Genomic DNA, 13,064 nt, shown 5'->3' on the forward strand with positions numbered 1-13,064 from the left:
ACACCCCGACAGGCGGCCCCGACGACGCACCTGGTGATCCCAGGCGACCCGGGCGGCCCCGGCCCGGAGGCCCGGCCTCCGACGAGAGGAACCCGACGTGACCGACGTGCCCCGCGACGAGGGCGGTGACGAGCAGACCGCGATCGAGCTGCGCCACGTGAGCAAGACGTTCGGCGAGGGCGACGGTGCCGTGCACGCGGTCGACGACGTCTCGCTGCGCATCCGGCGCGGTGAGATCTTCGGCGTCATCGGCTACTCGGGCGCCGGCAAGTCGACGCTCGTGCGGCTCGTCAACGCGCTCGAGACCGTGACGAGCGGCGAGGTCGTCGTCGACGGCCAGGTGATCACCGGGCTGCCCGAGCGCCGCGTGCGCGAGGTGCGCTCACGCATCGGCATGGTCTTCCAGCAGTTCAACCTGCTGTCGTCGCGGACGGTCGCCGGGAACGTGGCCTACCCGCTCAAGGTGGCCGGCTGGCCGCGCGAGAAGCGCGCCGCGCGCGTCGCGGAGCTCCTCGCGTTCGTCGGCCTCGCCGACAAGGCGAAGGCGTACCCGCGCCAGCTCTCGGGCGGGCAGAAGCAGCGCGTCGGCATCGCGCGCGCGCTCGCCGCGCAGCCGACGATCCTCCTCGCCGACGAGGCGACCTCCGCGCTCGACCCCGAGACGACGCGCGAGGTGCTGGCGCTCCTGCGGCGCGTCAACGCCGAGCTCGGCATCACCATCGTCGTCATCACGCACGAGATGGAGGTCGTGCGCTCGACGTGCCACCGCGTCGCCGTGATGGAGCACGGGCGGGTCGTCGAGACGGGTGACGTGTACGACGTCTTCTCCGCACCCGGCGCGGACGCCGCCCAGCGGTTCGTCGGCACGGCCCTGCACGACCGCCCGTCGCGCGACACGCTCGCCCGGCTGCGCGAGCGGCACCCCGGGCGGCTCGTGACGGTCGGCGTGCGGGAGGGCGCGAGCACGGGGACCGACCTGTTCCGCCTCCTGCGCGAGCACGACGTCGACGGGTCCGTCGTCTACGGCGGCATCTCCGAGGTCGGGGAGCGCCCGTTCGGGTCGCTCACCGTCGAGCTCGACGCGCCGGAGGACCGGATCGCGCCGTTCCTCGTCGCGCTGGCCGAGCGGGCCGACGTCGTGGACCTGGGGACCGCGGACCGGCCGCTCGACGACCCGCGCGTTGCGCGGCTCGACGCCGACCCGGGCGCCGGGGACGCCCCCGAGGACGCCGGCGGCGACCTGGGCGACCCGTACGGGACCGGCCGCGAGACCCTCTTCCGCCACGGCAACCTCGGAGGCCGCTGATGAACCGCGACTGGTCCCAGCTCTGGCCGATCCTCTGGGAGTCCTTCGGGCAGACGCTCCAGATGGTGTCCGTCGCGCTGCTCACGGGCGGGCTGGCGGGCCTCGCCCTCGGCATCGCGCTCTACGTGACGCGGCGGGGCAACCTGCTCGACAACCGCTGGGTGTTCGGCGTGCTCAACGTGCTCGTCAACATCGTGCGGCCCATCCCGTTCATCATCTTCGTCACGCTGCTCGGGCCGGTGACGCTCCAGGTGGTCGGGACGACGCTCGGCACCGAGGCGTTCATCTTCCCGCTGTCCGTCATGACGGCGTTCGGCACGAGCCGCATCGTCGAGCAGAACCTCGTGGGCATCGACCCGGGCGTCATCGAGGCGGCGCGCGCGATGGGCGCGTCGTCGTGGCGCATCATCACGACGGTGCTCGTCCCCGAGGCGCTCGCGCCGCTCATCCTCGGGTACACGTTCCTCTTCATCGCCGTGCTGGACATGTCCGCGATCGCGGGGATCATCGGCGGCGGCGGGCTCGGCAACTTCGCGATCGTCTACGGCTACCAGCGCTACAACTGGGGCGTCGTGGTCGTGACGGTCGTCGTCATCATCGCGATCGTCCAGGTCGCGCAGCTCCTCGGCAACTGGCTCGCCCGCAAGGCGCTCCACCGCTGACCCGCCCCGCGAGATCGGCCCGTGCGTCCCCAGATCGACCTCCCGAGGGTCGATCTCGGACGTACGGGTCGATCTCGTGGCGCTCGGCGTCGACGACGGCGGAGCGGCCTCGTGCCTGTGGGACGCGGCGTCTAGAGTGACGGGGGTGAGCACCGCCCTGTACCGCCGCTACCGGCCCGAGACCTTCGCCGAGGTGATCGGTCAGGACCACGTGACCGCGCCGCTCATGCAGGCGCTGCGCAGCGGCCGGGTGAACCACGCCTACCTCTTCTCCGGCCCGCGCGGCTGCGGCAAGACGACGAGCGCGCGCATCCTCGCGCGCACGCTCAACTGCGCGCGGAACACCCCGGACGACCCGCTCGACACGCCCTGCGGCGAGTGCCCGTCGTGCGTCGAGCTCGCGCGCGGCGGCCCGGGCAGCCTCGACGTCGTCGAGATCGACGCGGCGTCGCACAACGGCGTCGACGACGCCCGCGAGCTGCGCGAGCGCGCCGCGTTCGCCCCGGCGCGCGACCGGTACAAGATCTTCATCCTCGACGAGGCGCACATGGTGACGCCGCAGGGCTTCAACGCCCTGCTCAAGCTCGTCGAGGAGCCGCCCGAGCACGTGAAGTTCGTCTTCGCGACGACGGAGCCGGACAAGGTCATCGGCACCATCCGCTCGCGCACGCACCACTACCCCTTCCGTCTCGTCCCGCCGGACGTGCTCGGGCCCTACCTCGAGGAGCTGTGCGCCGCGGAGGGCGTGACGATCGGCGGCGGCGTCGTCCCGCTCGTCACGCGCGCCGGGGGCGGCTCCGTCCGCGACTCGCTGTCCGTCATGGACCAGCTCATCGCGGGCGCCCAGGACGGCGCCGTGGAGTACGAGCGCGCCGTCGCGCTCCTGGGCTTCACGCACGCGACGCTGCTCGACGACGTCGTGGACGCCCTCGCCGCGCGCGACGGCGCGAGCATCTTCCGCGTCGTGGACCACGTCATCGCGACCGGGCACGAGCCCCGGCGCTTCGTCGAGGACGTCCTCGAACGCCTGCGCGACCTCATCGTCATCGCCGTCTCCGGCGACGAGGCGCAGGCCGTGCTGCGCGACCAGCCCGCCGACCAGCTCGCACGCATGCGCGCCCAGGCGCAGAACCTCGGCGTCGCCGAGCTCTCGCGCGCGGCCGACCTCGTCAACGCGGCGCTCACGGAGATGACGGGCGCCACCTCGCCGCGACTCCACCTGGAGCTCCTCATGGCGAGGCTGCTCCTTCCCGGGGCCGACGACGGCGCAGCCGGGTTCGCGGCGCGCCTCGACCGGCTCGAGCGCGGCGGCCTGGGCGCCGTCGCCGCCGTGCCGGCGGCCGTCTCGCCGGGGGCGGGGACGCCTGCCGGAGCCACGGTGCCCGACGGCGGCGGCCAGGCCCCCGCCGCGACCGCACCGGCGTCCGGTCTCACCGGTGCCGCCGCCGTGCGCGCCGCCCTCCGCCCCACCCGGACCACCCCGTCCGCCCCCGCTGTGCAGCCGTCGGCCGGTGCCGCCGCGCCGACCGACGCGCGGCCTGCACCCGAGCCGGCCGAGCCCCGCGCCGCCGCGGCCGTCCCGGCAGGGACCGTCGAGGACGAGCGGGCCTCGGCACCGGCACCCGGCGCCCCGTCGGCACCGGACACCCCGTCCGTACCGAGCGAGGGCGTCGTTCCGTCGGGCACGACCGAGCCCGCGCGCACGGACGCCGCGCCGCCCGCCGTGCCCACGTCGTCGTCGACCGCGGAGACCGGCGGCGGACCGGCGCAGGCGGTGCCGCCGGTCGAGCAGACCGGTACCGCGCGTCGGACCGGCCCGGTCGAGCCGACCGGTCCGGCGGAGCAGGACCACGCGGACGCCGATGCAGCGACGCACGACGACGCCGTGTCGCCGACGCGCGAGGAGGCGGCGCCGCCCGCGCGTGCCGAGGCGGCCCCCGCAGGGCTGGCAGCAGGCCGTCCGGCGCAGCCGACGGCGAGCGCCCCGTCCGGTGCCGCGAGCCCGGCGTTCACGACCGAGGAGCTCCGGCGGCGCTGGCCCGAGGTGCTGGAGAACCTGCGGGCGAACCCCGTCACGTGGTCGCTGGTCGGCCCGAACGCGCAGGTCGCGGAGCTCGCGCAGGGCGTCCTCTTCCTCGCCTTCCCGTCGCCAGGCCTCGCACGCACCTTCTCCTCCTCGCGGCACATCCACGCGGTGCAGGACGTCGTCTACCAGACCCTCGGGCTCCAGGTGCGCGTCGAGGCGCGGCTCGACGAGGGCGGGGCGGCCGGTGCCGGGCGCCCCTCGGCACAGGGCCCTGCGGCCCCCGCCCCCGCGGGCCCCGGTCGGGGCCCGGCAGCGCCCGGCCTCGGCGGGACCGGTCCGGAGCCCGGCTCCGGAGGGGGCGGTGCGTCCGTGCCCCTCGCGACGGTCGGCGCGCCGGGCGGGACCGTGGCGTTCGGCACGGCCACCTCCCCGACCGCGCTCGCGACGGGCGCGTCCGCACCGCGCGGCGCCGTCGCGTTGCAGGAGCGACCGGTCGAGACGGGCGTCGCCGGCGGCGACGCGGACCACCGTCCGGTGGTCGACGCCGCGGACGAGGCCTGGCTCGCCGGAGCCTCGTCGCCGTCGCCGTCGCCCGAACCTCGGATCGACACGGCGGACGAGGCGTGGCTCGCGGGGGCGCCCGCCGAGCCTCCGGCCGACCTCGACGACGGGCCCGAGCCGGAGCCTGTTCTCGACCACGCCCCGGAGACGCGCGTGGTGCCCGCTGCGCAGGCTCCGGCCGCCCCGGCACCGGTCTCGCCCGTGAGCCCTGCGCCAGCCTCCCCGGCGCAGCCGCTGCGCGGGGTCTCTGCCGCGCGCGCGGCGATCGCGGCGGCCACGACGGCCCGCGTCTCCCGACCTGCCGAGGCGTCGGCTCGGCGGGACGCGCCGTCGACGGTCGATTCGATGGACGACCTGCCCTCCGCGGACGACCCCGACATCGTCTCGACCGGTCTGGTCGGGACGGCGCTCGTCGTGAGCCTGCTCGACGGCAAGATCATCGAGGAGATCCAGGACCAGGGTGTCTGACCGTGAGCCGGGGCGGCCTCCACCACGTCGAGCTCTGGGTGCCGGACCTCGCCCGGGCGGAGCGCTCCTGGGGCTGGCTGCTCCCCGAGCTCGGGTACGCGCTGCACCAGCGATGGGAGCACGGCCGGTCCTGGCGACTCGGCGGGACGTACGTCGTCGTCGAGCAGAGCCCGGTGCTCGCGTCCGGGGAGCACGACCGGCTGCGGCCGGGCCTGAACCACCTCGCCTTCCGCGGCGGCTCGCGCGCTGACGTGGACGAGCTGGTCCTGCGGGCCGGCGACCACGGGTGGTCGTTGCTGTTCGGCGACCGCCACCCGTTCGCCGGCGGAGACGACCACTACGCCGCCTATCTCGAGGACGTCGACGGGTTCGAGGTCGAGATCGTCGCGTCCTGACCGACCCGGCCGTCCTGACTCGACCAGGCAGGCCGGTCGTGTGGGCCGCGCCCCGTAGGCTGGGGGCGTGTACGAAGGCGCTGTCCAGGACCTGATCGACGAGCTCGGCCGGCTTCCCGGCGTCGGGCCCAAGAGCGCGCAGCGCATCGCGTTCCACCTGCTCGCGGCCGACGCGGTCGACGTGCGCCGGCTCGCCGACGCGCTCACCGAGGTGAAGGCGCGCGTGCGCTTCTGCGAGACGTGCGGGAACGTCGCGGAGTCCGAGCAGTGCCGCATCTGCGCGGACCCGCGCCGGTCGCCCGAGGTGATCTGCGTCGTCGAGGAGCCCAAGGACGTGGTCGCGATCGAGCGCACGCGCGAGTTCCGCGGTCGGTACCACGTGCTCGGCGGCGCCATCAACCCGATCGAGAACGTCGGTCCGGGCGACCTGCGGATCGCCGAGCTCATGGCGCGTCTCGCCGACGGCCAGGTGACCGAGGTGATCCTCGCGACCGACCCGAACGTCGAGGGCGAGGCCACGGCCACGTACCTCGCGCGCATGCTCGGACCCATGGGCCTGCGCGTGACCCGCCTCGCGTCCGGGCTGCCGGTCGGGGGAGACTTGGAGTACGCGGACGAGGTGACGCTCGGCCGGGCGTTCGAGGGCCGACGTCTCGTCGGCGGCTGACGAGAGGTGACGAGCATGGGGGAGATCGAGAACGACCCCGACCTGCGGGAGATCGCCGAGGGCATGGCCGCGCAGGCGCGCGCGTTCCTGACGACCGCGACGCAGGTCGCGTCGGGGGCCGCACCCGGGGCCGTGCTGCCCCTGCTGCTGCTCGCCCTGTCGGACGCGCTTGCCGCGGGCGCACGGCTCGGGGCGATGGGCGACGTCGTCCCGGTCGAGCGCTTCGAGCCCGACGCCGGCCGCGACACCGACGTGGACCCGCTGCGGACGGCCCTCTCCCAGCTCTTCGACGGGTTCGACGACTACGCCGAGATCACGGACCCGCTCGTGGGCGCCGAGGTCGGGGCCGCGTCCCTCTCGGGAGACCTCGCGTGCGTCGCGGAGTGCCTCGCGAAGGGCCTCCAGCACTACGACGGCGGCCGCGAGCTCGAGGGCCTGTGGTGGTGGCAGTTCTCCTACGTCTCGCTCTGGGGGGAGCGCGCCGCGAGCGCGCTGCGCGTGCTCCAGCTCGCGCTCGCGCACCTGCGCCTCGACGTCGAGGACGACGTCGCGGCCGAGGCGGAGTACGACGCCCTCCAGTCCTGACGCACGTCGCGGTTCGATGCCCGTCCGGCGGACCGGATGCGCACGACCGGGACGCAGGACCACCGCGACCGAGGCGCTGTGGTACCACTAGGGAGTGCTGCCCGCCTTCTCCCTCCCGGTCTCCGGCGGGCTCGAGATCGACGGCGTGACCGTCCTCCTGCTCGTCCTCGCCGCCCTGACGGCGGGGTGGATCGACGCCGTCGTCGGCGGCGGGGGTCTGGTCCAGCTCCCCGCGCTGCTCCTCGTGCCCGGCATCAGCCCGGTCCAGGCGCTCGCGACGAACAAGCTCGCGAGCATCATGGGCACCTCGGTGAGCGCGGCGACGTACTACCGGCGGGTGGGCCCCGACCTGCGGACGGCCGGTCCGATGGCGCTCGCGGCGCTGGTCGGCGCGATCGGCGGCGCCGCCCTCGCGTCGCGCATCCCGGCGGAGCTGTTCGAGCCGATCATCCTCGTGGTGCTCGTCGGGGTCGCGGCCTACACGATCGCGAAGCCGAAGCTGGGGCACACGACGAACCTGCGCTGGGAGGGCAACGGCCACCGCTGGGCCGCAGCCGGGATCGGCCTCGTCATCGGCACGTACGACGGCCTCCTCGGCCCGGGCACCGGGACGTTCTTCGTCATCGCGCTCGTGAGCATCCTCGGGTACGCGTTCCTGCCCGCGTCGGCGCTCGCGAAGATCGCGAACTTCGCGACGAACGCGGGCGCGCTGATCTTCTTCGTCCCGTACGGCGCGGTCCTGTGGGGCCTGGGTCTGCTCATGGGCGCGGCGAACCTGCTCGGTGCGTACGTCGGGGCGCGCATGGCCGTGGCCAAGGGCAGCGCGTTCGTCCGCGTGGTGTTCGTGGTCGTGGTGGGAGCGCTCATCCTCAAGCTCGGCTCCGACGTCGTCACCGACCTGCGCTCCTGACACCACGCTGACCAGCGCGGAGACCCGTCTGGTGTCACGTGGTGTCGAAATGTTGCCATGAGGGGTTGCTATGACACCACGAGTGGTGCCATGATGGCGTCATGGACCTCACCCCGTATGTCGACGACCTCCAGAACCGCCTCGCCGCCGCCGCGGACGCCGCGGGGGACGACGGCCGCCGGCTCGCCGAGCGGCTGACCGCTCCTCTCGACGCGGCCGTGCGGCTCGTCCTGCTCGACGCGCTCTCGGCCGCGGCGGGAGAGATCTCCGCGGAGCTCGCGCCCGGGTCGGTCGACGTGCGGCTGCGGGGCGGCGCCCCGGAGTTCGTGGTCGCCGCCCCGGCCCCCGTGGCCCCGCCCAGCGCTCCCGGTGAGCCGGCGTACGGCGTCGCTCCGGCGTCCGCGCCGACCCCCGCCGCGGCGCCGGTCGACGCCGAGTCCGGCGCCACGACCCGCACGACCCTGCGTCTGCCCGACCACCTCAAGACGCAGGCCGAGACCGCCGCCGCCCGCGACGGCGTCTCCGTCAACACGTGGCTCGTGCGCGCGGTCGCCGCGGCGCTCGAGCAGTCCACCGGGCGCCCGGCCGCGCAGGCCCGCCCGCAGCCGCGCGGCTCCGCCCGCGTCACCGGCTGGGTGCGCTGACCGCTCCGGTCCGCACGCCCGCCCCTCCGACCATCCGCTGACACCACACCGACACCACCGTTGGAGCTTCGTCATGCCCACTTTCCCCGCCTCCCAGCCCGTCCCGGTCGTCGTGGACGTGCCCTTCGCCAACCTGCACGTCGTCGCCGGCGACCGTGACGACGTCGTCGTGACGGTCCTGCCGACGGACCCCTCGAAGTCCGGCAGCGTCCGCGCGGCCCAGGACGTCCGGGTCGACCGCGACGGTGACGCCGTCACGATCCTGTACCCCGGCTCGTGGAAGCAGTTCGTCCTGCCGTTCGCGGCCGGGACCGCCGACATCACGGTCGAGCTCCCGGCCGGGTCCGACCTCCGCGGCAAGGCGGGCACCCTCTACACCGAGGGCTCGCTCGGGGACGTCGACATGACGCTCTCCGTCGCCGACGTCCGGCTCGAGGACGTCGACCGGCTGGCCCTCAAGGCCTCGGCGGGGTCCGTCGTCGTCGGCCGCGTCGCCGGCACCGCGGACGTCAAGGTCAGCGCCGGATCGGTGCGCATCAGCGAGATCGCCGGCGACGGGACCATCAAGGCCAGCAACGGCACGACGACGGTCGGTGCCGTGACGGGCACGCTCGCCGTGCAGGGCGCGCACGGCGAGATCGCCGTGACCCGGGTGGCCGGCACCCTCACCGCCAAGTCCGCGCACGGCGGCATCCGGGTCGACCGCCTGGAGTCCGGCAGCGTCACGCTCAGCACGTCGTTCGGCTCGATCGACGTGGGTGTGCCGGAGGGCACGGCCGCGTTCCTCGACGCGAGCTCCGAGCACGGCAGCGTCCGCAACCACCTGACCCCGACCGAGGGGCCCGTCGAGGACGAGGCCACCGCGGAGATCCACGCCAGCACCGGCTTCGGCGACGTCGTCGTCCGCCGGCCCTGAACCACACCTGAGAGAGACGGAGACCTGGACATGTCAGTCGACCAGACGCTCGAGCCTGCGGTGCGGGTCCGAGGCATCGAGAAGTCGTTCGGCGACCTGCACGTGCTGCGTGGGGTCGACCTGGACGTGGCACGCGGGAGCATCTTCGCGCTCCTGGGGTCCAACGGGGCGGGCAAGACCACGCTCGTGCGCATCCTGTCGACGCTCCTCACGCCCGACGCGGGCGCTGCGAGCGTCCACGGGTACGACGTCGTCGAGCAGCCCGGGCAGGTCCGGGAGTCGATCTCGCTGACCGGGCAGTTCGCCGCGGTCGACGAGGTCCTCACGGGGCGCGAGAACCTCGTGCTCGTCGCGCGCCTGCGCCACCTGAAGAACCCCGGTCAGGTGGCGGACGACCTCCTCGCCCGCTTCTCGCTCACCGACGCGGGCTCGCGCCGGGCCGGGACCTACTCGGGCGGGATGCGCCGTCGCCTCGACATCGCGATGAGCCTGATCGGCAACCCGCCGGTCATCTTCCTCGACGAGCCCACGACGGGCCTGGACCCGCAGGCGCGCATCGAGGTCTGGGCCACGGTGCGCGAGCTCGCCCACGGCGGCACGACCGTCCTGCTCACCACGCAGTACCTCGACGAGGCCGAGCAGCTCGCGGACCGGATCGCGATCCTGCACCGCGGCACCATCATCCAGAACGGCACCCTGGCCGAGCTCAAGGCGCTCCTGCCGCCCGCGCAGGTCGAGTACGTCGAGAAGCAGCCGTCCCTGGAGGACGTGTTCCTCACCCTCGTCGGCGAGACCGGCGACGACCCCACGACCCCGACGACCGCCGAGGGCACCCAGCCCGCCGGAGAGGAGCTCCGATGACCACGCACGTCCTGGCCGACACCCGTGTCCTGACCGGCCGCTCGCTGCGCCACATCCTGCGCAGCCCGGACACGATCATCACGACCGCCGTCACCCCGATCGCGCTCATGCTGCTGTTCGTCTACGTCCTCGGCGGCGCGATCGACACCGGCGCCGCCGGGTCGTACATCGACTACATGCTGCCCGGCATCCTGCTCATCACCGTCGCCTCGGGCGTCGCGTACACGTCGTACCGGCTGTTCCTCGACCTGCAGGGCGGCATCTTCGAGCGCTTCCAGTCGATGCCCGTCGCGCGGTCCAGCGTCCTGTGGGCGCACGTGCTCACGTCGCTCGTCGCGAACCTCGTCTCGGTGACGATCGTCGTCGGCGTCGCGCTCCTCATGGGGTTCCGCACCGACGCGTCGGCGGGCGCGTGGCTCGCCGTCCTGGGCATCCTCGTGCTGTTCACGCTCGCCCTGACGTGGCTCGCGGTGGTCGCCGGGCTCTCGGCCAAGACGGTCGACGGTGCGTCGGCGTTCAGCTACCCGCTGATCTTCCTGCCGTTCATCAGCTCCGCGTTCGTCCCCACGGACACGATGCCGGGCCCGGTCGCGTGGTTCGCGGAGAACCAGCCGGTCACCGCGATCGTCGACACGCTGCGCGCGCTGTTCGGCGGGCAGCCGGTCGGCTCCGACATCTGGGTCGCGCTCGCGTGGCTCGTCGGGATCCTCGTCGTCGCCTACGCGTGGGCCGTCGCGATCTACCGGCGCAAGATGCGCTGACCCGAGGGACGCGAACGGTCCCGGCACGGGTGGAGGCGTGCCGTCCGCACCAGGGGCGTGGCGCGGACGGCGTCCCGTGCCGGGACCGTCTGCCGGTGAGGGGCCGTGGTACGGCCCCTCACCTGTCTGTGCGGCGTCCGCTACGCGGAGCGCTCCGGCCGGCCGGCCGGGATCACGTCCGGGCCGCCCGTCGCCTGGTCGGCCTCCGTCACCGCGCCGATGTCGTCCCCGTGCACCGGAGCGCCCGGCAGGTCGACGTGCGGCGCGTCGGGCGGCGGCGGGGTGACGCTCCCGGCCAGCAGGTCGGGGCGGTCGGCGACGGTGGTGATCCCGCTCGAGACCTTGTAGCCCTTCTTGCGCATCGCTCGCGCCCGCTCGCCGGCGGACCGCAGGCGCGGGTTCACGTACTCGTCGATGCCGAAGTTGATGAGCGACAGGGCCATGCCGAGCAGCGCGATGCACAGGCCGGCGGGGACGTACCACCACCAGTAGTCGGGGAAGGCGCCGTTCTGCTGGGCCCAGAAGAGGATCGTGCCCCAGTTGAGGTTCGTGATGGGGATGACCCCGATGAAGGCGAGGGTCGTCAGGCCGAGGACCGCCGCGGTCACCGTGCCGACGAAGCTCGACGCGATGATCGCGGTGAGGTTCGGCAGCATCTCGACGGCGATGATGCGGTGGATCGGCTCGCCGTTCGCCCGCGCCGCCTGGATGAAGTCCCGGTTGCGGAGCGACAGGGTCTGCGCCCGCAGGACGCGCGCGCCCCAGGCCCAGCCCGTGATCGCGAGCACCGTGGAGACGAGGAGGAGGCTCGGGTTCTCCTGCTGCGACGCCACGATGATCATGAGCGGCAGGCCCGGGAGCACGAGGAACACGTTCGTGAGCGCCGAGAGGGACTCGCTGCGCCAGCCCGCGATGTACCCGGCGGTCACCCCGACGATCACCGCGACGAGCGTCGCGATGATGCCGGAGACGAACCCGACGACCAGCACGCCCCGCGTGCCGTAGATGATCTGGCTGAGGACGTCCTCGCCCATGTGCGTCGTGCCGAGCAGGTGCTGCGCGGACGGCGGCTGCTTGAGCGCGGTGAAGTCCTTCTCGAGCGGGCCGTACGGCGCGAGGAGGTCGCCGAAGATCGCCACGAGCGTGAACACGCCGAGGATGATGAGGCCGGTGAGCGACTTGCCGTTGCGGAACATCGCGAACGACGCCCCGGCGCGGCTCGCGAGGCCGCGTCCGGAGGAGCCGCCCGAGGCGGCAGGCGGGGTCGCGGGCGCGGTGGCCTCGCTCGTCGCGGTCGTGGTGGTGGACGTCATGGCTCAGGCCTCCGTCTGACGCGTGCGCGGGTCGAGGGCGGCGTAGGCGACGTCCGCCAGGATGTTCGCGACGAGGACCGAGAGCGTGATGACGAGGAAGAGGCCCTGCATCAGCGGGTAGTCCTTCGCGTTGGTGGCGTCGAGCAGCAGCTTGCCCACCCCGGGGTAGGAGAAGACGAGCTCCATGACGAGCGTGCCGCCCACGATGAAGCCGAGGGACAGGGCGAAGCTCGAGAGCTGCGGCAGCACCGCGTTGCGCGACGCGTAGCGCGTGAGCACCTTGCGCGGCGGGAGGCCCTTGGCCTGCGCGACCGTCACGTAGTCCTCGTCGAGGACGGTGATCATCATGTTCCGCATCCCGAGCACCCAGCCGCCGAGCGACGCGACGACGATGGTCAGCGCGGGCAGCGTGCCGTGCTGGATCACGTCCCAGGCGAACTCCCACGACCACTCGGGCGACGCGCCCTTGCTGTAGGCGTGCGAGGCGGGGAACCAGCCGAGCATGCTCGAGAAGACCGCGATGGCGATGAGGCCCATCCAGAAGTACGGGACCGTCGAGAAGAACGTCGAGATCGGCACGATCGCGTCGGCCTTGCTCCCGCGGCGCCAGCCGATGACCGCGCCGAGACCGCTGCCGAGGAAGAAGCTGAGGATCGTGGCGATGCCCACGAGCCCGAGCGTCCACGGCAGGGCGGCGGCGATCACGTCGCCGACCGGGGCGAGGCCCTTGGAGAACGACCGGCCGAGGTCGCCACGGAGCATGAGGCCCCAGTAGTCGATGTACTGCTGGAAGAGCGACCGGCCGTCGTCGAGCCCGAAGAGGGTGCGCAGCGACTCGGCCGCCTCCGGGCTGATCTTCCCCTGGTTCTTCGCGAGGTACGCGGAGACCGGGTCGCCCTTCATCATGCGGGGCAGGAAGAAGTTGATCGTGATCGCCGCCCAGGCGGTGAACAGGTAGAAGGCGGTGCGGCGGGCGAAGAATCGCAACG

General features: G+C 73.6%; 13 protein-coding genes. 11 read left to right on the plus strand and 2 right to left on the minus strand.

The genetic code is table 11. The annotated features are described in order from the left end of the window. Window positions 1-97 precede the first annotated feature (97 nt). The 11 genes from ABWU78_RS04590 (at window position 98) to ABWU78_RS04640 (ending at window position 10,762) form a co-directional block, all read left to right on the plus strand. Complete coding sequence (locus ABWU78_RS04590; protein WP_439157683.1) at window positions 98-1,306, plus strand: methionine ABC transporter ATP-binding protein; 1,209 nt, start codon at window positions 98-100, stop codon at window positions 1,304-1,306. After that, window positions 1,306-1,968, plus strand: a complete 663-nt coding sequence (locus ABWU78_RS04595) for a methionine ABC transporter permease (RefSeq protein ID WP_439157684.1) — start codon at window positions 1,306-1,308, stop codon at window positions 1,966-1,968. The genes ABWU78_RS04590 and ABWU78_RS04595 overlap by 1 nt, the downstream gene beginning before the upstream one ends. Window positions 1,969-2,113: 145 nt before the next feature. After that, entirely contained in the window at window positions 2,114-5,023 is a 2,910-nt protein-coding gene (locus ABWU78_RS04600) for a DNA polymerase III subunit gamma and tau (RefSeq protein ID WP_439157685.1), read from the plus strand. Window positions 5,024-5,025: 2 nt separating this feature from the next. Then, on the plus strand, window positions 5,026-5,418 hold the full coding sequence (locus ABWU78_RS04605; RefSeq protein WP_353708353.1) for a VOC family protein: 393 nt from the start codon (window positions 5,026-5,028) through the stop codon (window positions 5,416-5,418). 67 nt (window positions 5,419-5,485) lie between these two features. Next, a complete protein-coding gene (gene recR / locus ABWU78_RS04610; RefSeq protein WP_253053985.1) occupies window positions 5,486-6,085 on the plus strand; it encodes a recombination mediator RecR in 600 nt (199 codons plus the stop codon). A 15-nt stretch (window positions 6,086-6,100) separates the two neighbouring features. Further along, complete coding sequence (locus ABWU78_RS04615) at window positions 6,101-6,670, plus strand: DUF5063 domain-containing protein (protein WP_053371787.1); 570 nt, start codon at window positions 6,101-6,103, stop codon at window positions 6,668-6,670. 94 nt (window positions 6,671-6,764) lie between these two features. Further along, a complete protein-coding gene (locus tag ABWU78_RS04620; protein WP_439157686.1) occupies window positions 6,765-7,580 on the plus strand; it encodes a TSUP family transporter in 816 nt (271 codons plus the stop codon). Between the two features lie 101 nt (window positions 7,581-7,681). Next, the gene (locus ABWU78_RS04625; protein ID WP_439157687.1) at window positions 7,682-8,224 is read left to right on the plus strand and encodes a histidine kinase; all 543 of its coding nucleotides are present in this window, start codon (window positions 7,682-7,684) and stop codon (window positions 8,222-8,224) included. A gap of 73 nt (window positions 8,225-8,297) precedes the next feature. Beyond that, the gene (locus ABWU78_RS04630) at window positions 8,298-9,140 is read left to right on the plus strand and encodes a DUF4097 family beta strand repeat-containing protein (protein WP_439157688.1); all 843 of its coding nucleotides are present in this window, start codon (window positions 8,298-8,300) and stop codon (window positions 9,138-9,140) included. A gap of 30 nt (window positions 9,141-9,170) precedes the next feature. Further along, complete coding sequence (locus ABWU78_RS04635; protein WP_439157689.1) at window positions 9,171-10,001, plus strand: ABC transporter ATP-binding protein; 831 nt, start codon at window positions 9,171-9,173, stop codon at window positions 9,999-10,001. Then, complete coding sequence (locus ABWU78_RS04640; protein ID WP_439157690.1) at window positions 9,998-10,762, plus strand: ABC transporter permease; 765 nt, start codon at window positions 9,998-10,000, stop codon at window positions 10,760-10,762. The genes ABWU78_RS04635 and ABWU78_RS04640 overlap by 4 nt, the downstream gene beginning before the upstream one ends. Window positions 10,763-10,902: 140 nt before the next feature. Here the strand turns inward: ABWU78_RS04640 and ABWU78_RS04645 are convergent, their stop codons facing one another. Together ABWU78_RS04645 and ABWU78_RS04650 are read right to left on the minus strand one after the other, a co-directional pair. Further along, a complete protein-coding gene (locus ABWU78_RS04645; protein WP_439157691.1) occupies window positions 10,903-12,075 on the minus strand; it encodes an ABC transporter permease in 1,173 nt (390 codons plus the stop codon). A 3-nt stretch (window positions 12,076-12,078) separates the two neighbouring features. After that, entirely contained in the window at window positions 12,079-13,062 is a 984-nt protein-coding gene (locus tag ABWU78_RS04650; protein WP_439157692.1) for an ABC transporter permease, read from the minus strand. Between the last annotated feature and the right edge of the window lie 2 nt (window positions 13,063-13,064).

This window comes from Cellulosimicrobium sp. CpK407, from assembly GCF_051844275.1.
Classification (GTDB): Bacteria; Actinomycetota; Actinomycetes; order Actinomycetales; family Cellulomonadaceae; genus Cellulosimicrobium; species Cellulosimicrobium cellulans_G.

What these genes read in the sequence shown, in the direction of transcription:
- ABWU78_RS04640 (WP_439157690.1), top strand. Translation starts at nt 9,998, where the DNA reads ATGACCACGCACGTCCTGGCCGACACCCGTGTCCTGACCGGCCGCTCG.
- ABWU78_RS04630 (WP_439157688.1), top strand. Translation starts at nt 8,298, where the DNA reads ATGCCCACTTTCCCCGCCTCCCAGCCCGTCCCGGTCGTCGTGGACGTG.
- ABWU78_RS04635 (WP_439157689.1), top strand. Translation starts at nt 9,171, where the DNA reads ATGTCAGTCGACCAGACGCTCGAGCCTGCGGTGCGGGTCCGAGGCATC.
- ABWU78_RS04645 (WP_439157691.1), bottom strand. Translation starts at nt 12,075, where the DNA reads ATGACGTCCACCACCACGACCGCGACGAGCGAGGCCACCGCGCCCGCG.
- ABWU78_RS04625 (WP_439157687.1), top strand. Translation starts at nt 7,682, where the DNA reads ATGGACCTCACCCCGTATGTCGACGACCTCCAGAACCGCCTCGCCGCC.
- ABWU78_RS04595 (WP_439157684.1), top strand. Translation starts at nt 1,306, where the DNA reads ATGAACCGCGACTGGTCCCAGCTCTGGCCGATCCTCTGGGAGTCCTTC.
- ABWU78_RS04615 (WP_053371787.1), top strand. Translation starts at nt 6,101, where the DNA reads ATGGGGGAGATCGAGAACGACCCCGACCTGCGGGAGATCGCCGAGGGC.